At 69.9% G+C, this 21,244-nt stretch carries 23 protein-coding genes and 1 pseudogene; 15 read left to right on the top strand and 9 right to left on the bottom strand.

Annotated features, from left to right (window positions below; translation table 11 throughout):
- The 5 genes from C3489_RS05020 to C3489_RS05000 all read left to right on the top strand — a co-directional run bounded on the left by C3489_RS05020 (position 1) and on the right by C3489_RS05000 (position 4,852).
- Entirely contained in the window at positions 1 to 1,245 is a 1,245-nt protein-coding gene (locus tag C3489_RS05020) for a hypothetical protein (protein ID WP_103780285.1), read from the top strand.
- A gap of 41 nt (positions 1,246 to 1,286) precedes the next feature.
- Complete coding sequence (locus C3489_RS05015) at positions 1,287 to 2,198, top strand: hypothetical protein (protein ID WP_103780284.1); 912 nt, start codon at positions 1,287 to 1,289, stop codon at positions 2,196 to 2,198.
- 36 nt (positions 2,199 to 2,234) lie between these two features.
- Positions 2,235 to 2,960 carry a hypothetical protein gene (locus tag C3489_RS05010; RefSeq protein WP_258054560.1) on the top strand — a complete coding sequence of 242 codons (726 nt, stop codon included), beginning with the start codon at positions 2,235 to 2,237 and terminating at the stop codon, positions 2,958 to 2,960.
- 183 nt (positions 2,961 to 3,143) lie between these two features.
- Positions 3,144 to 3,788: a hypothetical protein gene (locus tag C3489_RS05005; protein WP_103780280.1), complete on the top strand. Its 645-nt coding sequence runs from the start codon at positions 3,144 to 3,146 to the stop codon at positions 3,786 to 3,788.
- Entirely contained in the window at positions 3,788 to 4,852 is a 1,065-nt protein-coding gene (locus tag C3489_RS05000) for a hypothetical protein (RefSeq protein ID WP_103780278.1), read from the top strand. The genes C3489_RS05005 and C3489_RS05000 overlap by 1 nt, the downstream gene beginning before the upstream one ends.
- Before the next feature lie 29 nt (positions 4,853 to 4,881).
- Here C3489_RS05000 and C3489_RS04995 read toward each other — a convergent pair whose 3' ends face one another.
- From C3489_RS04995 to C3489_RS04975, 6 genes are all read right to left on the bottom strand, one after another.
- Positions 4,882 to 5,928 carry a hypothetical protein gene (locus C3489_RS04995; protein ID WP_258054559.1) on the bottom strand — a complete coding sequence of 349 codons (1,047 nt, stop codon included), beginning with the start codon at positions 5,926 to 5,928 and terminating at the stop codon, positions 4,882 to 4,884.
- Positions 5,916 to 6,569 carry a hypothetical protein gene (locus C3489_RS04990; protein WP_181139495.1) on the bottom strand — a complete coding sequence of 218 codons (654 nt, stop codon included), beginning with the start codon at positions 6,567 to 6,569 and terminating at the stop codon, positions 5,916 to 5,918. Before C3489_RS04990 ends, C3489_RS04995 begins: the two co-directional genes overlap by 13 nt.
- Before the next feature lie 129 nt (positions 6,570 to 6,698).
- Positions 6,699 to 6,842, bottom strand: a complete 144-nt coding sequence (locus tag C3489_RS38545; protein ID WP_181139494.1) for a hypothetical protein — start codon at positions 6,840 to 6,842, stop codon at positions 6,699 to 6,701.
- The gene (locus C3489_RS04985; protein WP_103780277.1) at positions 6,835 to 8,094 is read right to left on the bottom strand and encodes a hypothetical protein; all 1,260 of its coding nucleotides are present in this window, start codon (positions 8,092 to 8,094) and stop codon (positions 6,835 to 6,837) included. Before C3489_RS04985 ends, C3489_RS38545 begins: the two co-directional genes overlap by 8 nt.
- Positions 8,084 to 10,120, bottom strand: a complete 2,037-nt coding sequence (locus C3489_RS04980; RefSeq protein WP_103780275.1) for a hypothetical protein — start codon at positions 10,118 to 10,120, stop codon at positions 8,084 to 8,086. The genes C3489_RS04985 and C3489_RS04980 overlap by 11 nt, the downstream gene beginning before the upstream one ends.
- Positions 10,121 to 10,200: 80 nt before the next feature.
- Positions 10,201 to 10,920, bottom strand: coding sequence for a hypothetical protein (locus C3489_RS04975; RefSeq protein WP_181139493.1), 720 nt, complete (start codon positions 10,918 to 10,920; stop codon positions 10,201 to 10,203).
- Between the two features lie 513 nt (positions 10,921 to 11,433).
- Between C3489_RS04975 and C3489_RS04970 the strand changes: the two genes are divergently transcribed.
- The 10 genes and pseudogenes from C3489_RS04970 to C3489_RS04925 all read left to right on the top strand — a co-directional run bounded on the left by C3489_RS04970 (position 11,434) and on the right by C3489_RS04925 (position 18,639).
- A complete protein-coding gene (locus tag C3489_RS04970; protein ID WP_103780273.1) occupies positions 11,434 to 12,150 on the top strand; it encodes a hypothetical protein in 717 nt (238 codons plus the stop codon).
- A 17-nt stretch (positions 12,151 to 12,167) separates the two neighbouring features.
- The gene (locus tag C3489_RS04965; protein WP_103780271.1) at positions 12,168 to 13,019 is read left to right on the top strand and encodes a hypothetical protein; all 852 of its coding nucleotides are present in this window, start codon (positions 12,168 to 12,170) and stop codon (positions 13,017 to 13,019) included.
- A complete protein-coding gene (locus C3489_RS04960) occupies positions 13,016 to 14,323 on the top strand; it encodes a CpaF family protein (RefSeq protein WP_103780269.1) in 1,308 nt (435 codons plus the stop codon). Before C3489_RS04965 ends, C3489_RS04960 begins: the two co-directional genes overlap by 4 nt.
- 38 nt (positions 14,324 to 14,361) lie before the next feature.
- The gene (locus C3489_RS04955; protein WP_181139503.1) at positions 14,362 to 15,294 is read left to right on the top strand and encodes a type II secretion system F family protein; all 933 of its coding nucleotides are present in this window, start codon (positions 14,362 to 14,364) and stop codon (positions 15,292 to 15,294) included.
- Positions 15,291 to 16,210, top strand: a pseudogene (locus C3489_RS04950) (type II secretion system F family protein). The gene C3489_RS04955 and the pseudogene C3489_RS04950 overlap by 4 nt, the downstream one beginning before the upstream one ends.
- A 74-nt stretch (positions 16,211 to 16,284) precedes the next feature.
- Complete coding sequence (locus C3489_RS04945) at positions 16,285 to 16,536, top strand: hypothetical protein (RefSeq protein WP_103780267.1); 252 nt, start codon at positions 16,285 to 16,287, stop codon at positions 16,534 to 16,536.
- A 50-nt stretch (positions 16,537 to 16,586) separates the two neighbouring features.
- Positions 16,587 to 17,024 carry a TadE family protein gene (locus tag C3489_RS04940; RefSeq protein WP_103780265.1) on the top strand — a complete coding sequence of 146 codons (438 nt, stop codon included), beginning with the start codon at positions 16,587 to 16,589 and terminating at the stop codon, positions 17,022 to 17,024.
- Positions 17,025 to 17,444 carry a TadE/TadG family type IV pilus assembly protein gene (locus C3489_RS04935; protein ID WP_103780264.1) on the top strand — a complete coding sequence of 140 codons (420 nt, stop codon included), beginning with the start codon at positions 17,025 to 17,027 and terminating at the stop codon, positions 17,442 to 17,444.
- Positions 17,441 to 17,890: a TadE/TadG family type IV pilus assembly protein gene (locus C3489_RS04930; protein WP_103780262.1), complete on the top strand. Its 450-nt coding sequence runs from the start codon at positions 17,441 to 17,443 to the stop codon at positions 17,888 to 17,890. The genes C3489_RS04935 and C3489_RS04930 overlap by 4 nt, the downstream gene beginning before the upstream one ends.
- Positions 17,891 to 17,940: 50 nt before the next feature.
- On the top strand, positions 17,941 to 18,639 hold the full coding sequence (locus C3489_RS04925; protein ID WP_103780260.1) for a hypothetical protein: 699 nt from the start codon (positions 17,941 to 17,943) through the stop codon (positions 18,637 to 18,639).
- Positions 18,640 to 18,696: 57 nt separating this feature from the next.
- On the opposite strand, the gene C3489_RS04920 is transcribed toward C3489_RS04925, so the two are convergent.
- The 3 genes from C3489_RS04920 to C3489_RS04910 form a co-directional block, all read right to left on the bottom strand.
- A complete protein-coding gene (locus C3489_RS04920) occupies positions 18,697 to 19,038 on the bottom strand; it encodes a hypothetical protein (protein WP_103780258.1) in 342 nt (113 codons plus the stop codon).
- 166 nt (positions 19,039 to 19,204) lie between these two features.
- Positions 19,205 to 20,278: a hypothetical protein gene (locus C3489_RS04915; protein ID WP_103780437.1), complete on the bottom strand. Its 1,074-nt coding sequence runs from the start codon at positions 20,276 to 20,278 to the stop codon at positions 19,205 to 19,207.
- Between the two features lie 2 nt (positions 20,279 to 20,280).
- Entirely contained in the window at positions 20,281 to 20,916 is a 636-nt protein-coding gene (locus C3489_RS04910; RefSeq protein ID WP_103780256.1) for a hypothetical protein, read from the bottom strand.
- Positions 20,917 to 21,244 lie beyond the last annotated feature (328 nt).

Below are 21,244 nucleotides of genomic sequence, written 5' to 3'. Positions count from 1 at the left end.
GTGGCGCGGCCGTCCTTTCCGCACATCGGCTGGGACCCCACCCCGGGCAGTGTGGAAGACACTCGTGAGCTGGCCAAGAAGCTCGGCGCTCTGGCAGGCGACCTGGGAACCGCCGTGCGGGAGCTGGAGCAGATCGAGTGCGGGGCGTGGAAGGGGAAGACCGCGGTCGCCTTCGTCAAGTACGTCGGCGAGGACGTCACGCCGCTGATCCGCAAGAGCTACGAGTCCTTCGACAAGGCCTCGCGGGCCCTGCACCGGTGGGCGAACCAGCTTCAGGAGTTCCAGGCGGAGGCCAACGGTCTGGAGAAGGTGGCCGGCGAGAAGCTCGGCGCCGAGGCCGACGCCAAGGCGAAGGCGGGCGGCAAGGGCAGCGACGAACTCGGCAAGGCATCGGGGGCGGTCGACAAGGTCATCCGGGACGTCCACGACCTGGAGGACCGCTTCCGGCGGGCCGCCGCGCTCATCAGCAAGGAACTGGACAAGGCCGGCAACCTTGCTCCCGACGAGCCCGGCTTCTGGGACAAGCTGGGCAAGGGCATCGCGGACGCCTGGGACGCGACCGGCGAATGGCTCAAGGAACACGCCGATCTCATCAAGGCGATCGGTGACGTCCTCAGCAACATCACGGCGTTGATGGGCCTGCTCGCCATCGTCACGCTGCCATTCCCGCCTCTCGCAGCCATTTTCGGCACCGCCGCACTCATCGGCAGCGGTCTTTCCCTCGCGGCCCACGGAATTGCCATGGCGGCAGGCGCAGACGTGAGTTGGCTGACGATGGGGACCGATGCGCTGGGACTGTTGCCGGGTATCGGCATGTTCAGCAGGAGCATCAAGGTCGCGGGCGGGACCGCCAAACTCGCCAGAGGGGCAGCGCTTGCCAAGGTCGGTCTGCTGGGCAAGGGCTTCCAGGCCACTGAGCTCGGTGCGTCAAGGATTCTCATGTCCATGGGCAAGGCCTCGAAGGACCTCAAGGGTGGACTCGGGATCGGTGGCCTGGTGAAGATCGGAGGCAAGTCGGACTACGTCTACGAGGTTTCACATGCGGGTAGCGGCTTGGCATCGCGAATGGGAGGCCTCGTCAGTGCCGGCTACCACGAGGGGCAATGGCTCGGTACCAAGGGCATCAACACTCTCACGAAGTGGAACGTCGATCCGCTGAGCGACGCGGGAAGGCTCGTCGACGGTACTCTCAAGATCGCACCCAAGATCGCCTCCAACATCAAAGAGGCCGTTTCAGGTGATTAGGCTGAGAATCTGTATCGACCCGCGTAGGGAGTGCGCACGGAATGAACGTTTGGCAGCCTGAGCCCGGTGAGACACTCCTTTCCCGCGCCCCCGTGACGTTTGCGACAGGTGCTGCCACGCGCGTCAAGGGGATGCGCTGGTTTCGCGACACCGACGGCAACGACATTCAGCACGAATTGCCGGGCTGGCCCGAAGGCCCCTCCTTCACCGCGCGTTCGACGACAGGCATTGCGGCCCGGAAGTCCCTCAAGGGCGCTGCCATGGTGGTGGGGGCGGCCATCATGGCTGTGATCAGCGCTGCGGGAGGCAACCTCAGCACGCCGTCCGATGACTCCGGTTCCGACACCCCCGACGACCCGTCGGAGGAAGTCGACGACTTTCCGGTGATGTGGGCGGCGCCCGGAACAATCGCCCGCACGCTTCCGTGGCAGCTGGATCAAGACCGTTTCGATCAAAAGCACCACTGCACCCATGCGATCGTCACCGACCGCAGACTCGTCATCGTCAGTCTTCCCTTCAACAAGAAGGATTTTGAGGCGATCGACGATGACGTCCTGTGGGAATGCTCGCGAGCGGACATTCGTAACGTCGAGCTGAAGGACTTCAAGGACGGAAACGACTTCAAAGTCGTTTTCGTGGACGGTTCGTGGTGCAGGCTCTCCTGCAACTGGCGGAGGAAGCTCACGCGGTATCTCGTTGAGCCAGTGGAGATCCTCCCTCTGGAATCTTTGAATGCAAAGCAGCGCGAAACTGTCCTGGCCTTCGCCGCAAGCGTTCAGATGCCGGAATCCGTCTCCCCCATCATCGCCCGTAATTCTTGCGGGCATTACTGGGTCGATATTCTGCTGCCGAGTAGGTTCACCTCCGCTTTCGGGGCATCGGAGACGAGTATCTTGATGGACTCCGAGGGCGATGAGGTTGATATCGTGGATTATCACCCAGAAGACTTCTGACGCTCGCGGTCATCGACTCGGAACGGCCATACGCCCATGACATCCTTCACTGACGACCCAATGCTCCTCCGCTCGGCCCCCGCAGAGAATGATCCTCCGCCCATCTGGTTCCTGGCCCCGGAAGGATTCTTCGCGCTCCCTCTGGCCGCCACCGCCGAAGAGCGCACAGAACGCGCGCAGGCATTCGTCCGTGAGCTCTACTCCCGTGGCGACGAAACCCTCTGGGGTCCCGCAGCCCCCTACTTCTCGGCGATGGCCGAACTTCTGGAGGGCTCCGGTGTCTCCTACGCCGCGATGGGCCTGTTCTCCACGTCCGAAGAGGAAAGCACTGCCGAAGGCGACGTCGTCAGGCGCGATCCGTCCGACGGTGCTGCTCAGTGCGCCTTCACCCTGGCGGCCGTCCCCACCGACCAGGAGGACGTCGATACCGACGTAGTGGCCCAGGGAATTCTTGCAGCCCTGTCCAAGGATCCGTACCACGACGTCCAATGGCTCGATCTGCCGTGCGGTCCCGCGGTGTCATGCGTCACGTGGCGCGAATTCAAACTCAACCCGCAGGTGACAGCGAGCGGCGAGGCGACCGAGCTGGTCACCGCTCAGATCCAGGTGCACATCCCGTTCCCTACAGGCCCGTACACCGCCGTCTTCACGCTCTTCACAGCGGCTGTGGACTACTGGACCCGATTCATCGACCTGATGGGTGCCATTCTGCAGACGGTCTCTTTCGTGGATCCCTCCGAGGAGGCCATGGAGGCGGTGTAGCCGTGCGGTTCACCGTGAACCTCCTGGAGTGAAGCACCGCCAGCGACACCATGACGGTCCGCTCGTGTGAAGGAAGCTTCACCGGCCCGCCTGTCCGGCATCACTTCTCCGGACTCGGGGGCTTCGGCCGCTTGCGTACGATCTTGTCGTAAGCAAAGCCGCGTCCTGAGGGAGTCGTTGACCGTGAACCGCCCCGCCCGGCTACTGACAGCCGCGCTCACCGTATCCGCGGCCCTGCTGCTGACCGCCTGCGGATCGGGAGGGGGCGACAGCTCGTCCTCGGACAAGATCAAGGGGGCGGACACGGGTGGGGCGTCCTCGTCTCCCTCTCCCACGGCCCAGCAGGGCGGAGTCAAGCGGCCGGCGATCACCCTGCCCCAGGGGTTCGAGGCCGAGTTCCAGAGCTGGACGAACAGTGACCCGAAGCTGCAGGCGATCCTCGACGACGGGCGGGAGGAACTGCGTGCCGAGTACGCGGCGGTCGGTGAGGCCGACGTGAACTCTCCGGCCGTGGCGTTCTACAACTCGGACGCCACACTGCCCAACACCCGTAAGTGGATCAAGCAGTTCGTCGACCACGACGAGACCCTAATCGGCAAGGTGACCGTCTTCGACCCGCAGGTCCACATCAGCGACAGCGGGTCGGGCGTGCTCTTCTACTGCGTGGACGAGCGCAAGGCCTCCACCAAGGAGCGCAAGTCCGGGAAGGTCACGAACACGCCCAACACGCCGAAGCACGTGCTCCAGTACCGGACCCGGCTCGACAAGAGCGCGCAGGGCGTGTGGAAGCTCAGCTCCGTGAACGTCGTGCCCGGGGGGTGCAACTGATGCGTCGGGCAGCCAGCGCGGCCGTTCTCCTCGCCGCGGCGGTCGGTGTCTCCCTCCTGGCCTCGCCGGCCGCGCACGCCATCGGCGACGAGGGTGACAAGGCTCCCTCCGGCGGGCCGTCGGGCAACGCCTCCGGCAACACCCTCACCGCTTCCGCCACGACCACGCAGATCCGGGTCAAGCAGGTCAGTGGCGGTTCCTCTGGCGGATCGACCAAGCCGCTCGCTCCCGTGGACGTCAACTGGGAGCCGCCGGCCTGCTGGTACGAGCCGGTCGCGACGCCCGAGCAGCTCAAGGACGCCGTCGAGCGTCTGAAGAAGGGCGGGGACCTCGTGCCCGTCACGCCCTCGCTCAGCTGGGGCGAGGACCTGATGGTGAACCACTACGAGAAGGGCCGGGCCGACGACAGCGAACCGGTCTACAAGAACTACAACCTCGGCAAGGACGGGATGTTCTGGCGCGGGGTGATCAACAAGGACCGGGAGGACGACCCGGCGTCGTACGACTGCGAGCGCACGCTTTTCTGGCAGGACGGCCGCACCCTCCCCGCCGACAAGCACGCCCCCACCCCCGACGTCCTGGCCGCCTACGCCTACGACAAGGTGCATGTGCCGCAGACCGAGATCGAGGTGAAGCCCGAGGGGCGGTCGACGGTGAATCTGCCGACCTGGGTGTGGCTGGACAAGGCCAAGTTCCAGGAGGTCAAGGTGCGTGCCGAGCTGCCGGAGGCCGGGGTGTGGGCGGAGACGACGGCCAAGCCGGTCGCGCTGCATCTGGATCCCGGGACCGCCGACGCGCAGACCTACCCGGCGTCGGGGAACTGTGCCATCAACGCCGACGGGAGCATCGGTACGCCGTACACCGCGGGGAGTGCGGGTAGGACGCCGCCGTGCGGGATCACGTACCTGCGGGCCAGCGACGGTGGGGCGTACCGGCTCAAGGCGTCGATCACCTGGCAGATCTCGTGGGAGGGCTCCGGTGGGGCCAAGGGGGATCTGCCGGACGGGGTGTTCGAGACGACGCAGGCGATGACGGTGCGGGAGATCCAGGCCGTCAACCGCTGACGGCCTGGGTCCCGTGTGGTTCTGCTTCCTTACCTGTTGACCGACTGGACTTCCTGCACCTTCACGGCCTGGTTGTTGCCGAAAGTGCCCTTGGGGAGTTCGGTCGGTCGCGGGTTGCCCGTGCCCGTCCAGGTGATCTGCCAGGTCACCGTGGCGCGGAGGTTGTAGGTGCCGGTGCCCGAGGAGCGCAGGTACTTGATACCGCAGGGGGGTGTCAGGTTCGCCTTCCCCTTGGCGTACGGCTCTCCGACCGAGCCGTTGTTGATGGTGCACTCGCCCGATGCCGGGTAGGTCTCGGCGTCGGGTGTACCCGGCTCAAGCTTGAGCGAGATGGGCTTGGCGGTGGTGGTGGCCTGGATGTTGAGGCCACCCACGTTGATGGCGGCGGTGACGGAGACCTCCTTGAACGTGGCCTTGTCGAGCCAGGCCCACGTCGGGAGGTTGACCTTGGTCGTGCCGGCCGGGGCCAGGGTGACCTTGGTCGTCGGCAACTGGATCCGGTTGTAGGCGAGTTCGGCCAGGATCTCCGGCGTGATCGCGTTCTTGACGGGCGGGGCGGCGCCGTTCTCCACCCAGAACGGCGGCTCGTTGCAGGCCTGGGCTGCCGGCTCCATCCAGCGGTCCTCGTCGACGACCGCGACCCACCAGTTGCCCTTGTCCTTCTGGTCGAGGTTGTAGTTCTTGTACTTGCCGTCCTTGTACTCGTTCCGGAACATGCCGACGGACGTCTTGGCGTAGCTGTGCTGGCCGGGTGTGTTGATTGTCTCGTTGTACATGTTCTCGACGTACTTGGAGAACTCGTCGGCGCTTCGCGGCTCGTACCAGCAGGCCGGCGGGGTCCAGTCGCCGACCGGCTGGACCTTCCCCGCACTTCCGCTTCTGCCGCTGGAGACGGAGCCGCTGTAGGTCACCTTGGACACGATGCTCGTGCCGTCCTGGCCGCCGCTCGTCTCGGCCTTCTGCCCGTTCGACTTGCCGGGTGTGCCCCAGGCGAAGGCGACGCCGGGCGTGAGGGCCAGGGCTCCTGCGGCGAGTCCCACCACCAGCCAGTGGCGTCTGCGCGTTATGGAGTGCACCTCTTGTTCCCCCGCTCCGATTCCAGCTTGGTGGTCTGCCAGACACCCTTGTCGTTCTTCTCCAGGCGCGTGCTGTACAGCACGTACGAGTCGTTCGTGGCGGGTGTCCGGTCGACCTTCTGAGTCTTCCGGTTCTTGTTGAACGCCTTCGTCTCGTCGGCGCAATAGGTCACTCCGGCGCTCTTCGCGTCGAAGACGCTGATGTCCGGGGCGTAGTAGCGCACCGCGCCCGAGTAGGTGAGCCCGGCGTCGACGATGCCCTTGACCCAGTCCTGGCTGCCTGCCAGCGCGGTACCGGTCTGGTAGAAGGCGAGAGCTTTGGAGTTCGGATCGCCCTGGGTGACGGCGTAGGTCACCGCGGACTGTGCTCGGCCGGCGTCCGCCAGGACCTCGTCCTTCGCGGCGTCCCCCGTCTTCCACCCCTCGAACGTCTCCGTGACGTCCTTCGGGAGGGTCAGGTCGGGACGCTGGACCTGGTTCGCCGAGGAGCTCGGCGACGCCGAAGCCGACGTGTCGCCCGTGTCCGCCCCCGCGATCTTGTCGTTGTCCTCGGACTTCCCGTCGCCGCCACCGCAGGCCGTCAGCAGCAGGGCTGCGGTCGCGGCGAGCGCGGCAGCAACGGGCAAAGTGCGGCGCTTCACAGTGGACTCCCCGTGAGACAGATGTTCAGTCAAGGGCACAGACGGTATCGGCGCGGCAGTTGGTTTCGCCAGAGCGAACTTCCCTGAGCAACGGGGCAAAACCGACCTCATGGCCCTGTGGCCTCCGCCTCACCGTGCGGCACCCTGGCCCCGGACCCGCTCGACGACCCAGGTCGCCCCGACCAGCAAGGTGAACAGCGGTGCCCCGATGATGGTGACCCGGGCCCTGAAGTTCGGCCCCGTGCCCAGTCGTTCCCTCAGCGACTCAGCCATGCCCGCGTCGGCCCCGGCTGAAGTCGCCCCGGCCGACCCGGTTCGCCAGGCCGTCGTCGGCCTCTCGTAGCAGTGAGCCGTACCCCGTCGCCGCCCATACGCTCCGCTCGGCGGGGACGTCGAAGTACGGGACCGTTCGGCCGTCCGGGGTCGTGTCCGTCAGGACCTCCGGGGGGCGGCGCTTGGACAGTGCCTCCCCGCACCTCGCGCAGGGGGCGATGTCGAGGCCCTCGCGGCGGCCCAGGGGGCGCCAGGTGCGGCGGGTGGTGGACTCGCCGTGCAGGGGGTTGAAGAAGCACAGGGGGCGGCTGGTGCCCGAGAGGGCGTCGCGGCCCTCGGCGGTCAGGGCCAGCGCGCCGGCCAGGTCCGGCAGGCCCCGTGCCGCGTCGAGCACCGCTCCCGCCGCGGCGTAGGCGTCCAGGGCCCGCTGCAGGCCCGGCGTCGTCGCGGGGTCCGCCTGGCGCGTGGCCTCGCCCAGCGCCAGGATCTCCGCCTCGGCCCGGCGCCGTACCGCCGCCTCGTCGGCCGCGCGGGCCGAGGCGAGGACCACGTCGCGCAGGGGGGTGGGGCGGTGGCGGCGGCTGCGGAGGAGGAGCATCGCCGCGAGGACCACGAGGGGTACGGCGGTCAGGGGCCACCAGGGCAGGGCGGAATGCGAAGTCGACGGGCGGGGCGACGGGGTCGGGGGAGTGGAGCCGTCCAGGTCCTTCGTCGCCTCCTCGTACACCGCCGTCCCGTCGCCCTCCGCGACCAGGTCCACCGCCTTGGCCGCCCGGTCCGCCAGCCCCGCGTCCCGCATCTCGTCCAGGAAGCCGACCGCGGCGGCCGCGTCCCGGGACTGGTGGGTGTCGCTCGGCCACTCGTAGCCGTTGAGGGAGTCGGCGAAGTCGCCGTCCGTGGTGATGAGGATGAGCTCGCGCTGCGCCAGCCGGTCCCGGACGACCCCGGCGAGCACCTCCGGGTCCCCGTCGAACGCGTCGCCGCGCACCAGCGGGGTGAGCACCACCTTGATCGGCAGTCCGGTCCGGGCGATCCGCGCGGCCAGCTGCCGTTGCCGGGCGGGCGGTACGGCTCCGGCGTACGCGTCGGCGACGTAGACCGGCGAGGTGCGCAGCGCGTCGGCGATGCGCTCGCCCGCGCTCGACGGGTCCGCGGCGAGGGCGGGCGCGGCGCCGGGCAGAAGCAGCAGGAGAACCGCGGCCAGCAGCGCCGTCACGGTGTACCCGGCCCGCGGGGGCGTGTCATGCGACATGGGCCGACTCCCTCACCTTCTCCGTCAGTCGTACGACCCCGTCGGCCAGCGCCGTCAGCGGGCCGCCGGAGTCGTCGTGGCGCACGCGTGGGCCGCCGCCGGGGGCCGGCAGGGTCAGGAAGCGGCCGGGGACGGACGCCGGGTTCGTCACCGACGTGTCCCGGCACTGTTCGCACACCGGCAGCCGGCGGCGCAGGCCGTCGTGGGCGTGCACCCGCACCTGGCGGCGGGCGGCCGCCGGGCCGTGCAGCGGGTTGACCGCGCAGTACCGGTCGACGACCTCGCCCGCCCGGGCGGCCCGGCCCGCGCGGGCCAGGACGATCACCGCGAGCAGCGTGGCGGGCTCCCGGGTGCGTGCGAGGCGGGTGGCGTCGCCGTCCAGGAGCAGCAGGGAGGCGTCGTAGCAGTCCCGGATGCGGGAGGCGGCCGGGCCGTCGTCCTGCGGGAGGGTCAAGTCGGTGAGGAAGGCCTTCAGTTCGGTGCGTGCCGTGCGTCTGAGGTACGAAAGTGACGGCGCGGTCGGTGCCTTGAGCGGCGTGGCCGGGGCCGGGCGGCGGCGTCGCAGGAGGGCGCGGACGATGCCCAGCAGGGCGGCCAGCACGCCGAAGAGCAGGCCCGCGGCGAGGGCGCCGACCGCAAGGCCGGGCCAGAAGTCGCCGGAGTACAGCGGGCGCAGGGCCGTGCCCTCGACCGGCTCCGGGTCGGCTGCGGTGAACGTGTCCGGGTCCGTCGTGCGCGGCGTCCTGTCCAGGTGGGTCATCAGCGCGTCGAGGCGCTCGCCCAGCAGGTGGTCCACGGCACGGTCCGCCTTGTCGTCGCCGTAGGCGATGGACTCGGGCAGGTCGTAGGTCAGGTGGGAACCGTCCAGGCGCAGGCCGTGGTTGAAGACGTCGATGGAGCCGGACGACGGGTCTGCCACGACGTACACGCCGTCCCGGTGCAGCCTCGCCTGGACCGCGGCGGCGAACACCTCCTCGTCGCCGCCGGACTCGTCGTCCGGGGTCTGCGGGACGAGTGCGATGTACACCGGGCCGCCGCCCGTGGAACGGGCGAAGGACGCGATGCGCTCGTGCAGATGCCGTCGCTGCGCCGCGTCCAGCACCCGGGGGCTCTCCGGGTCCTCGTAGACCGGGTCGTGGGCCAGCGCCGTCGCCACGCGCGTGACGCGGGCCGTCAGGTCGCCCTCGGTGGGCGGGGGCTCGGGGCCCGACTTGGTCTGGTCGAAGACGAGCGGCGCGGTCACGGCGATCGCGGCGGCGGCGAGCAGCGCGGCGGCGGGCGCGATCCAGCCCGTCCGCCTCCGGGCGCCCTTGGCGCCCTCCCCGCGTCGCCTCACGTACCGCGCCGACAGCAGGATCAGCAGGGGTACGCCGGTGAGCAGGATGCCGGTGAGGAACGACTGGTTGTCGCGGTCGACCGGGCCGAGGTACATCTCGGCGGGCTCGGCGCCGTCCCCGTACTTCTCACGGGCCGCCTCCGCGCGCGCGGCGGCCTTGGCGGGGCCCTCGGCGATGACGTCCACGAACGTCTGGAAGTTGTACAGGGGGCCGGCGTCGTAGGGCACTTCGTACACCGTCACGGTCCACGCGTCGTCGGCGGGCGCCCGGACGCCGAACGGGGCGGCCTGCTGGACGCCCATGTCGTCGAGCAGGACGTACAGCCCGTCCCGGCCGAGCCGGTCGTGCACCGCGCCGAGCAGCGCCTTGCCGTCCCGGGTGCCGAGGGTGGGCAGGAGGATGACGTACGTCGGTACGCCGGTGCGCTGGGCCTGCCGGCGCAGGAACGGCGCCGCCGTGGACACCGGTACCTCGCGCGGGAGTTGGTCGGTGACGTACACCGGGTCGGTGCGCAGCCGCCCGGCGAGGTAGGCGGCCTGGCCGGCGGCGCTGTCGTCGGCGGTCTTCGTGGAGGCCGGGGTGCTGTCGTCGGCCGCCGTCGCCGAGGCCGCCGTGCCGAGCAGCAGCGCGCACAGGACGAGGAGCCCGGTGAGTGCGCCCCTACTGCGATGACCGGACGCGACCCTCATTCCCCTCACCCCTCCACCTTTTTACCCCGCATACCGGCCCAGCGCTCCCGCCTTGTTCGCCGGTCGCGAGACGGTCGCGCTCATCGGAGCCGGGCGTTCTGCGCGTTCACCACCGCCGGCATCGGCTTGGCGTCGCTGGGCCGGTTCTGGGCGATGGCCATGCCGTTGACGGAGAAGTACACGGCCACGACGTCGCCGGCGCGTACGGCCTCGGTGTGCAGGGCGTGGGTGACGCCGTTGACGGTCAGTGTGGCCTTGAAGGCGGTCCGCTCGTCGCCGGCCGGGGCGGTGGGCTGCTCGGCCGCGACGGAGGCGTAGGTGGTGCCGGCGTTCTTCGACGTGGCGGTGAACCCTGCGCCGCAGGCGCCCACCGCCTTCTCCAGACCGGACAGCGCCGACCGGGCGCCTCCCGGGGCGTAGGCGGTGAGCGTCACGTAGGTGGGGGCGTCGCTCATGCTGTCGGTCTTGACGACCCGCGTGAGGTCGGCCTGCGGCTCGCCGAGCGGCAGCTGGTTCATGGCGTACGCCAGCGGGGCGCAGACGGCCTTGTCGAGCCGCACCTCGCTGGGGGAGGCGGCGAAGGCGTAGTCCTCGCCGGGCTTCTCCACGCTGCGGCCGCCCACCTGCGCCGGGGTCACCATCAGCTGCGCGAGGCGTTCGGCCGGGCCGGCCTGCCGGGTCGGCGCGGCGGAACCGCTCGACTTGCCGGAACCGTCCGAGCCGCCCGAGGCGTCCGAACCGTTGCCGGAGCACGCGGCGAGGGCGGCCAGGGCGACGACGGTGAGTGCGGCCGTGGTCAACGCGCCACGCTTGCTCGCGGGGGACGTCGGAGGCGTGGAAGTCGTGGACTTCGGAGGCATGGAAGTGGTGGACGTCATGGTCGCGGAAGTCGTGGACGTCATGGGTAAAGATCATGGCATGCCCCTTCCGTGCCTCCGTGAGTGAATGGTGCAGAGATCGTGCGTGCCGGGTGACGAAGCAACAGCCGGCGGCCGGCCGTGACAGGTGCGCCGCTTCGCTGGCGCACAGCTGGTGAAGGCAGGTGGGGTCCGCTGTTCAACGGTGTGTCACGCTGCCGTAGTTGCAGATGAACAACCGGGTGTGGGGTGCACCGCATGCGGCCCGGCTCGCCTTGAGGGGCTTATGCACGGCTGATACCGTGCGATCGCTTGACACTCGCCCCCGCGCCGGTTAAACGCGCGGTTCTCGGTGGATCTCGACGGGTCTCCGTGGATCTCTGGTGAAGTGTCCGGAATTGCCATGAAGGCAAAGTAGTTGACCGACAACAGCTTGGGTGTACGGGGAGCGGTTGCGTGAAGATCCAGGAGCGTACGGGGGCGGGCGCGGGACGTTCCGCGGCTCCGGCTCAGCCGATGGTCGGTGACCGGCTTCCCACGCCGCCGCGGGAGCGCAAGCCGGCGCTCGCGGCGCTGGCGGTGCTGCTGATCCTGGTGGGTGCGCTGGGCGCGACGATGCTCGTGCTGCGCGCCGGGGACCGGGTGGAGGTCATTCAGGCCAAGGGCACGATCGAGGCGGGCGAGTCCGTCTCCGACTCCAACGTCACCTCGGTGATGGTCGCCGCCGACGACAGCATCGACTACATCAAGTGGTCGCAGCTGGGCGCCCTGAAGTCCCTGAAGGCGAAGTCGACCATCTACGCGGGAACGGTCCTCGTCGGCCAGATGTTCGCCGCGGGGGAGACCACCCCGGCCGGCAAGGCCTCCGTCGGCGTGGCCCTGAAGGAGGGCCAGTACCCGGCGGACATCAAGTCCGGTGACACGGTGGCCGTGTACAACGTGGACGCGGCCGGCTCGGGCTCCGGCTCGGACAAGTCGGGCGCCGGCTCCACCTCCTCCGGTGGTCTGCTCGTCGCCAAGGCCAAGGTGAACAACGTCGCCGACAAGAGCGACTCCACCATCAGCACGGGCAACCTCTCCCTGACCCTCCTCGTCGACCAGGCGGACGCCGCTGCCGTGGCCCGTGCCGCTTCGGCGAACGCGGTCGCCATCGTGCGCGTCTCCGGCAACTAGAAGGCGGCACCCGACCCATGGCCCTCATCGCCCTCGCCGCCGACAAGGGTTCCCCCGGCGTCACCACCGCGGCCGTCGCCCTCGCGGCGGTCTGGCCGCGGCGGGTGCTACTGGCCGAGACCGACCCGGCCGGCGGTGACCTCGTCTACCGCAGCGCCGCCGCGCACGGCGGACCGCTCAACCCGAACCTCGGCATGCTGTCGATCGCCGCGACCGCCCGCCGCGGTCTCGTCCCCGACCAGCTGTGGGACCACGTCCAGCCGCTCAGTGGCGGCCTGGAGGTGCTCGTCGGGCTCGGCATCGCCGAGCAGGCCGCCGGTCTGACCGGGCTGTGGCCGACCCTCGGGCACGCCTTCGCCGCGCTGGCCGACTCCCCGAACGCCCCCGCCGACGTCATCGCCGACTGCGGCCGGATCAGCGGGGACACCCCGGCCGTCGAGCTGTTCCCGCACGCCGCCCTGGTCCTGCTGATCTCCCGCACCGAGCCCGAGTCCCTCGCCCGGGTCCGCGACCGTGCCGCAGCGCTGGCCGCCAAGCTGCACGGCGGGCCGCGCGGCGCGGCGAGCCTGGCGAACCCGGTGATCGGCGTCGTCCTGGTCGCCGACCCGAGCAACGCGGGCAAGCTGGTCAACCAGGTCAACGACATGCTCGTCCACGCGCAGACCGGCGCCCGCGTGGTCGGCACCATCGCCGACGACCCGGCGGGCGCCGAGCAGCTCGCCGGCCGCCGGCGCGGCCGCCTGGACAAGTCGCTGCTGATCCGTTCCGCCCGCAAGGTCACCGCCGACCTGTACCAGCAGTACGGCGCCGCCTGGTCCGTGCCCGCGGGCGGGCACCCGATGAGCGGGCAGGCGGGGGCCGGCCGATGACCGCTGTCGACCACCAGTTGGTCAAGCGGTTCCGGCAGGACGCCGGCGACCGCATCGCCGAGCAGCGGCGCCTGGACCAGGCGAGCGGTGTCACGCCGATGTCCAGCGAGGACGAGCGGCAGTACGCCCGTGCCGTCATAGCCCAGATACTGGAGGAGTACGCCCGCGCGGAGATCAACGCGGGCCGCACTCCGCTGGACGCGGAGACCGAGGAGCAGTACGCGGCCGCCGTGCACGCGGCGCTGTTCGGCGTCGGCCGGCTCCAGCCGCTGCTGGACGACCCGCAGGTCGAGAACATCGACATCAACGGCTGCGACCAGGTCTTCATCGGCTACGCCGACGGGCGTGAGACCAAGGGCGAGCCGGTCGCCGAGACCGACGAGGAGCTCATCGAGCTCATCCAGGTGCTCGGCGCCTACTCGGGTCTGTCCTCCCGCCCCTTCGACTCCGCCAATCCGCAGCTCGACCTGCGGCTGCCCGACGGCTCGCGTCTGTCGGCGGTCATGGACGTGGCCCGGCGGCCGGCGCTGTCCATCCGACGCGCCCGCATGGGCAAGGTGTTCATCTCCGACCTGGTCGGCAACGGCACCCTCACCCCGGAGCTCGGGCACTTCCTGGCCTGCGCGGTCCGCGCCCGCAAGAACATCATGATCGCGGGTGCCACCAACGCCGGTAAGACGACGCTGCTGCGCGCCCTCGCCAACGAGATCCCGCCGCACGAGCGCCTCATCACCGTCGAGCGCGCCCTGGAGCTGGGCCTGGACACCTTCCCCGATCTCCACCCCAACGTGGTGGCGTTCGAGGAGCGGCTGCCCAACTCCGAGGGGCAGGGCGCCATCTCCATGGCCGAACTGGTGCGCCGCTCGCTGCGTATGAACCCCTCCCGGGTCATCGTCGGTGAGGTCCTCGGCGACGAGATCGTCACCATGCTGAACGCGATGTCGCAGGGCAACGACGGCTCGCTGTCCACGATCCACGCCAACAGCTCGCACGAGGTGTTCAACCGTATTTCCACCTACGCCCTGCAGGCCGCCGAGCGGCTGCCCATCGAGGCCAGCCAGATGCTGATCGCGGGCGCGGTGAATTTCGTCGTCTTCATCCAGCGGCGCAACAACTACGCCACCGGCGGCCGCCTGCAGCGCATGGTCACCTCCGTGCGCGAGGTCAACGGCGTCGACGGGCGCGTGCTGTCCAGCGAGGTGTTCGCGGAGGCGCCCGACGGCCGGGTCGTACCGCACGCGCCCATCGCCTGCCTGGAGGACCTGATCGCACACGGCTACCAGCCGCACGGGACATGGGGGTGAGCATGACGACCGATCTGGCGCTCGGCTCGCTCGGTTCGATGGGCGGCCTGTTCTCCACCACCGTCCTGTACGCACTCGCCTGCGGCGTCGCCGTCGGCGGCGGACTCGCGCTGCTCATGCTGGCGATCCGCGGCCTGCCCGCCAAGCCCGAGCACGAGAAGCAGAAGGCGAGCGAGCGCGCAGGCGAGCTGATCCGGTTCGCCGGTCAGCGCGGCTCGCTGGCCGCCATCGTCGGCCTGGCCGTGCTGCTGCTGACCCGCTGGGTGGTGGCCGGCGCCGCGGCGGCCGTCCTCGTCTTCTTCTGGGACCGCCTCTTCGGCGGCGCCGCGGAGGAACGTGCCGCCATGCGCCGCGTGGAGGCCCTCGCCTCCTGGACGGAGTCGCTGCGCGACACCATCGCCGGCGCGGTCGGCCTGGAGCAGGCCATCCCCGCCTCCGCGCGGGCCGCGGCCCCGATCCTCCGACCCCACCTGGACGCCCTCGTCGACCGGCTGCGCTCGCGCACCCCGCTGCCGGACGCGCTGCAGCTGCTCGCCGACGAGATCGACGACGCCTCCGCCGACATCATCGTCGCGGCGCTCATCCTCAACGCCCGTCTGCGCGGCCCCGGTCTGCGGCAGGTGCTCGGCGCGCTCGCCAAGTCGGCGCGCGAGGAGGTCGACATGCGCCAGCGCGTGATGGCGCAGCGCGCCTCGACCCGCCGCTCGGTGCAGATCGTGGTGGCGGTGTCCATCGCCTTCGTGCTCGGCCTGTCCATCTTCAACCGCGACTTCGTCTCCCCGTACGGCACGCCGGCAGGCCAGCTCGTGCTGGCCTGCGTCTGCGGCCTGTTCGCGCTCGGCTTCTGGTGGCTGCGCAAGCTGTCCACCATCGAGACGCCGGAACGCTTCCTGGTCCGTGACGAGTCGTCGGTGCAGTTCGTCCGGCCCCGTACGCCCATGCAGCAGCAGGAGGAGGGGGTACGCCGATGAACCTCACGATGCCGATCGTGGTCGGCGTGGTCTTCGGTCTGGGCGTCTACGCCCTCGTCCGCGCCCTGATGCCGACCAGACGCAGCGCGATCCAGCAGGTCGCCCGGATCGACGCGATGCGGGCGCGGGGCTCGGCGTACGAGACGCAGGCGCGGGCCCAGGAGACCGGCCGGCTCGGCACCCTGCGGGCCCAGGTCGGCACCCGTGTCGCCGAGTTCTACCTCCAGCAGGGCTGGGAGCAGCGCTCGCTGCGGGCGGACCTGGCGGTGCTGGACCGCAGCTGGGAGAAGTTCCTGGCGACCAAGGCGCTGCTGGGGGTGCGGGCCTGTTCTTCGGCCCGTTCCTGTTCGCGGTGGTGTGGACGCTGGGCTTCGGCAAGAGCCCGATCATCCCGGTGTGGCTGGCGCTGATGTGCGGCGCGCTGTTCTTCTTCCTGCCCGACCTGGAGGTCCGGCGCGACGCCGCCGACAAGCGGCGCGACCTGCGGCGCGTCATCGGGGCGTACCTGGACCTGGTGTCGATGAGCCTGGCGGGCGGGCGCGGTCTGCCGGAGGCGCTGATGGCGGCCGCGGAGGTCTCCGACGGCTGGGCCAACCAGCGCATCAAGTACGCCCTCGCTGACGCCCGCATCACCGGCGTCAGCCAGTGGCAGGCGCTCGGGGCGCTCGGCGAGGAGCTGGGCGTGGAGGAGCTGAAGGACCTCTCCGCCTCCCTCGCCCTGGTGGCCGACGACGGCGCCAAGGTCCGCGAGTCCCTCGCCTCCCGCGCCGAGACCATGCGCCACCGCGAGCTGGCCGAGATCGAGGGCAGCGCGGGCGAGAAGTCGCAGTCGATGCTCGTGGCCCAGCTGCTGCTGTGCGCCGGATTCCTGGTGTTCCTGATCTTCCCGGCGGCGATGCGGGTGTTCCAGGTCTGACACGTCTGACGTCAAAGACGACCCAAGTCAAATGTTCGACAGCCTTCGACAGGCCTTCGAGAGGACAACTCACCATGAACGGACGGAACTTCTCCACCGGCATCCCGGCCGTGGACTTCCTGGTCACCTTCCTGCGCGGCCGCGTCGAGCGTGCCCGCTCCGGCGAGCTGGACCGCGGTGCCTCCGCGGTCGAGTGGGTCATCATCTCCGCGGTCGTCGTGGCGATCGTGGGAGTGGTGGCCGCGATCATCAACGCCGCGCTGAGCGAGGGCGCCAACAAGGTCGGCGACTGCATCAAGGGCGCGGACGCGGGCAAGACCTGCTGAGTGCCGTAACTACGGGGTTGACGGGGATACACGTGGGCGTGGGCAGATGGATGCGCCGCAGGGTGTCGGCCGCGCGTGAGGCGGCGGGCGCCCGGGGCGACTCCGGCATGACGGCGATCGAGTTCGTGCTGCTCACCCCCGTCCTGTTCTTCATGATCTTCGCGACGGTGCAGTTCGCGCTGTACTTCTTCGCCGACCACGTCGCCCAGGCGGCGGCCCAGGCGGGCGCCCGCAAGGCCCGCGCCACGGCGCACGACCAGCCGGGGGCGTGGCGAGGCAAGGCGCGTGACGTGGTCGACGACTACATCAGCCAGCTCGGCCCGCAGCTGGTGCTGTCGCCGGACGTGAAGATGCTCCAGCCGGAGCAGAACACGGTCGGCGTGGAGATCTCGGCCCGCATCCCGACGGTCTTCCCCGGCCTGGACCTGACGGTGCACGCACAGTCGGTGGGGCCGGTGGAGCGGTTCGTGCGGGAGGGGGAGGGGTAGATGCGCTCCCTGCGGCAACGGGGTTTCGGCGACGACCGGGGCCTGTCGACGGTCGAGGTGGTGATCCTCGCACCGGTGATGATCCTGTTCATCCTGGTCCTGGTGGCCTTCGGCCAGCTGGTCGAGGGCCGCGGAGCCCTCGACGGGGCGGCGCGGGACGCGGCGCGGGCGGGGTCCATCCAGAAGGACCACGGCACAGCCATGGCGGAGGCGCGCAAGGTGGCCGAGTCGGACCTCGCGGACGTCTGCTCGGGCCCGGTGTCGGTCGTGCAGACCAGCCAGGGTTTCGCGCCGGACACCATCTTCACGGTCGAGGTCAGCTGCCAGGTGCGAGGCTTGGCGATGCTCGGTCTGAACGTTCCGACGACCCTGTCGGCGTCGTTCAGTTCTCCGCTGGACCCCTTCCGGAGGTCGGCGTGAGGCAGTGGTGGCATGAGCGTGTCTCCCGTCTGGACGACCGCGGCTCCGGGGCCGGTGCGGTGATCATCTTCGCGATCGTCTTCCTCTCCCTGTCGGCCTTCGTGATCGACGGCGGCCTGTCCATCTCCAAGCGGGAGCGCGCGGCGGACATCGCGGAGCAGGCGGCCCGCTACGCCGCCCAGGACATAGACAAGGAAGCCCTCTACGACAACGAGGGCGGCCCGGCGCCGATCAACTACCAGAACTGCGACGCCCGCGTGAAGGCGTTCGCCCGCGAGATGGACATGACCGGCGCGGACATCGCCGCGACCCACTGCGTGGCAGCCAACGCCCAGCGGGTGGAGGTCGAGGTCCAGCTGACGTACAGCCCGGTCTTCACCGGCATGTTCTACGGCGGCGACGTGGTGGTCCACGGTCAGGCGGTGGCGGAGAACCAGGTGGGCTGAGCGGTCTGACCTGTCCGATCGATCCAGAGCCCGCCCAGGGAGGTTGCAGCGTGTTCGGCCGTCAGAAGAGCGACCCGGTGATCGACCCGGTCTCCTGGGACCGCGCGGGCCACTTTCTGGTCGGGGACGTGCTGCGGCCGCCCGGGCTGGCCCGTAAGGCGGTGCGGGACCGGCGGGCGGTCCGCTTCCCCACGGAGATCAAGGGGGTGCGCTACTACGCGCCCTCCGTGCTCGTGACCGCGGCGGGCGGGGAGACGCCGTCGTACGCGCTGCACGACGCCACCGCGCCGGACGTCCTCCTGTGCGCGCTCACCCCGGAGGAGTCCGGCGCTCGCTACCGCGTCACCGATGCCGACGGCGCGGAGCTCGGTCTGATCCACCGCACGCCGGCCGCGAAGCGCACCCTGCAGCACACCTGGTGGTTTCAGCAGGCCGGCCACCCGGACGTCGTCGCCCGCTACCACTGGGCGCGGGGCAGCGCCAAGGAGATCGTGGGGCGGGGCAGGGAACGGCTGGCGCAGGGGGCCGGCGCGGCCGTCGGGGGTGTGGTGGCTGCCCTCCTCGACGGGAGCGAGGGCGGCGACCAGCCGGCCCGCGCACCGCGCCCGGTCACCTGGCGCACGCAGGACGAGACGGAAACGGTCGTCCTGACCTCGGTGCCCCTCGAGGGCGTGCGGACGTACCTGCCCCACGCCCCGTGGCTGGACCGACGGCTGGCGTTCGCGGTGGCGGTGCTGCGGGAAGCGTGAAGGGCGGTCCCGTGCGATCAGCCGAAGTGCTTGCGGATCTCTCTGGGTGCCCGGCCCTCACTTCCCGCCGTCGCCCTTGCCGCCGCCCTTCTCCTCCGTCTTCACGCCCTCGCCGGCCTTCTTCGCCAGGTCGTCGTCGAGCTTCTTGAACTCGCGGACGACGGCGTCGGCCATGTCGGCGAGGGCGTCGAACTGCTGGGAGATGTCCTCGCGGCCGTCCTCCCAGTTGGACTCGAAGTCGTCGAGGGCGTCGTTGACGCTGCCGTCGCCGATGTCGTCCCTGAACGACTCGAACAGCTTCTTGGTGTGGTTCAGCCGCGACTTGAGCGACCGCAGCCGGCCGCCGTAACCCTCCAACTCGCTCAGCGGCAGCGCGAGATCGGGCTTTCCCTTGCCCATGCCGGGACCCCCTCGGATCAGACGAAGCGAAACGTACGCGTCACCGCGTCAAAGATGTCATGGAACGCCTCGGCGGAGGTCCCGTAGCGATCGGCGACACCGAGGGCTGTGTGGAGTTCACGCAGGCCGTACCGGTCAGAAGGAGGCGAGCGCCTCGTCGGCGAGGTCAGCGGTTGACCGACTGGATCTCCTGGACGTTCATGTCCTGTGTCGTCTCGAAGGTGCCGTCCGGGAGGTCGCCCTTGGCGCCGCCCGTGCCCTGCCAGGAGATCTGCCAGGTGATGGATGCCTTGAGGTGGTACGGGGCGCCGTTGGTGGCGCGGAGGTAGCGGATGCCGCACGGCGGGGTCTTGCCGGCGTCGCCCGCGGTGTACGGGGTGCCGATCGAGCCGTCGGTGTTGATCGTGCAGTCACCGGAGGCGGGGAAGGTCTCGGCGTCCTCGGTACCGGGGTTCAGGTGGAGGGCGACCGGCTTGGCGGTGGTCTCCGCCCACAGCCCCGTGTTGGGCAACTCGGCGCGGACCTTGACCTCCTGGAAGGTGCCCTTGTCCAGCCAGACCCAGGTCGGCAGATTCACGGTCGACTTGCCGGCGGGCTTCAGCTCGATCTCGGTCTCGGGGACCTTGACGTGGTTGTAGGCGTACTCGGCCAGCATCTTCGGCGTCGGCGCGTGCGGGATCTTCGGGACCTGGCCGGCGTCCTGCCAGAACATGATCCTGCCGCAGTCCCAGGATTCGGGGTCGGAGGCGTCGGGGGCGACGCTGCGCCAGAAGTAGCCGTCCTTGCCGATGTTGTAGTTCTTGTAGCCCTCGGCGACGGTGTACGCGTCGTCGAAGTTGTGTTCCGGCTTGCCGTCCTGGTAGTGGTCCGTCCACAGTCCCTTGCCGAACCAGGACTCGTGGATGCCGACGTCTCCGTTGCCGTCCGTCCTGTCCACGAACGCCTTGAGCTGCTCGCCGGTGAAGACGGGTTCGTACCAGCACGCCGGCGGCTTCCAGTTCACGTCCACGGAGGACACGGCGCCGCGCTTGCCGCCGGTGGGGCCGCTGACCTGACGGACCTTGATACGGGAGTAGGTGGCGGAGGCGTAGATGTCCCCGTCGTCGGCGCCACCGGACGGCTTCTTCGATTCGCCTTCATGCCCGGGACTGCCCAGGGCGACGGCGGGCGAAGGGAGCAGAGCCGCGCCGAGTGCCAGCGAGAGCAGCAGTCCCACGCCGACGCGTCGAGTGGTGTTCATCGTCAGCACGCCCCCGGTTGGGTCTCGACTGTCAGGGTCTTCCACACGCCGTTCGCCTGCTTGGCCAGGCTCGTCCGGTACTGCACCTTGGGGGACTCGCCCTTGGGGGTGCCCGCGGTCTCGCCGGTCTTCAGGTCCTTGCTGTACCCCTTGCTCTCGTCGACGCAGTAGAAGAGCGTGGCTCGCTTCTTCGTCTCGCCGAGGTAGGAGATCTGGGGATCGGAGACCGTGACCTTGCCGACGATCGTCAACCCCTTGTAGCCCTTTACCCAGGCGGAGCCGGTGCTCATCGCCGACGTTCCGCTGTAGAAGGCCAGCGCGTCGTACTGGGGATTCCCCGCGATGATGGCCGCGTACGACGCCCTGAGCCGCTCCTTGCCGTCGTTGAGGGCCGTCTGCAGCTCGGGGTCGCTGTTCGTCCAGCTCTGGAACTCGGCCTGGAAGCTGCCCGGAAGCGTGACCACCGGCCGCTTCGCATCCGACGCCCCCGAGGGTGACGCCGTAGCCGACGGGCTCCCCGACCCCGTGTCCGCCCCCTTGATGTCGTCCGTCGACTTGTCGTCCCCGCCGCCGCAGGCGGTCAGTAGGAGGGCCGCCGTCGCGGCGAGCGTGGTGGCGGTCAGGGCGCGTCGGGCCACGGTCGTTCTCCCCCGGTGGTCGGCGTAAGGGCATGCACGATGCAGTCAGTGACGCTAGCAGGGGGCCGTAAAGAGGGTTTGCGGGGCTTCGGGGGATCGTGTGGGGAAGGTGAGGAGTGTGTGATGTGGTCGCCACCCCGGCCGCCACCCGGTCCGCATGCGGGCAACTGCCGCCTTTCCGGCACCCCGTGAGCAATCCCCCGCACATGTTCCGGTTCCGTCCCGGTGCCATGGCGCTGTCAGTCGTAGTCAATAAGATCTCTGTAGGCTCAAACCACCCACCCCCACGCACCAGACCGTCACCAGACCATCCCTCCACACTCGACCC

This window comes from Streptomyces sp. Ru71 (assembly GCF_002920535.1).
In the GTDB taxonomy this organism is placed as follows: domain Bacteria; phylum Actinomycetota; class Actinomycetes; order Streptomycetales; family Streptomycetaceae; genus Streptomyces.
This window is presented reverse-complemented; position numbering and strand designations above follow the sequence as displayed.

Coding starts and splice junctions, on each gene's coding strand:
- C3489_RS05010 (WP_258054560.1), top strand. CDS start 2,235: ATGACATCCTTCACTGACGACCCAATGCTCCTCCGCTCGGCCCCCGCA.
- C3489_RS04920 (WP_103780258.1), bottom strand. CDS start 19,038: ATGGGCAAGGGAAAGCCCGATCTCGCGCTGCCGCTGAGCGAGTTGGAG.
- C3489_RS04940 (WP_103780265.1), top strand. CDS start 16,587: ATGCGCCGCAGGGTGTCGGCCGCGCGTGAGGCGGCGGGCGCCCGGGGC.
- C3489_RS05000 (WP_103780278.1), top strand. CDS start 3,788: ATGCGTCGGGCAGCCAGCGCGGCCGTTCTCCTCGCCGCGGCGGTCGGT.
- C3489_RS04960 (WP_103780269.1), top strand. CDS start 13,016: ATGACCGCTGTCGACCACCAGTTGGTCAAGCGGTTCCGGCAGGACGCC.
- C3489_RS04985 (WP_103780277.1), bottom strand. CDS start 8,094: ATGTCGCATGACACGCCCCCGCGGGCCGGGTACACCGTGACGGCGCTG.
- C3489_RS04945 (WP_103780267.1), top strand. CDS start 16,285: ATGAACGGACGGAACTTCTCCACCGGCATCCCGGCCGTGGACTTCCTG.
- C3489_RS04935 (WP_103780264.1), top strand. CDS start 17,025: ATGCGCTCCCTGCGGCAACGGGGTTTCGGCGACGACCGGGGCCTGTCG.
- C3489_RS04955 (WP_181139503.1), top strand. CDS start 14,362: ATGGGCGGCCTGTTCTCCACCACCGTCCTGTACGCACTCGCCTGCGGC.
- C3489_RS38545 (WP_181139494.1), bottom strand. CDS start 6,842: ATGGCTGAGTCGCTGAGGGAACGACTGGGCACGGGGCCGAACTTCAGG.
- C3489_RS04980 (WP_103780275.1), bottom strand. CDS start 10,120: ATGAGGGTCGCGTCCGGTCATCGCAGTAGGGGCGCACTCACCGGGCTC.
- C3489_RS04965 (WP_103780271.1), top strand. CDS start 12,168: ATGGCCCTCATCGCCCTCGCCGCCGACAAGGGTTCCCCCGGCGTCACC.
- C3489_RS04915 (WP_103780437.1), bottom strand. CDS start 20,278: ATGAACACCACTCGACGCGTCGGCGTGGGACTGCTGCTCTCGCTGGCA.
- C3489_RS05015 (WP_103780284.1), top strand. CDS start 1,287: ATGAACGTTTGGCAGCCTGAGCCCGGTGAGACACTCCTTTCCCGCGCC.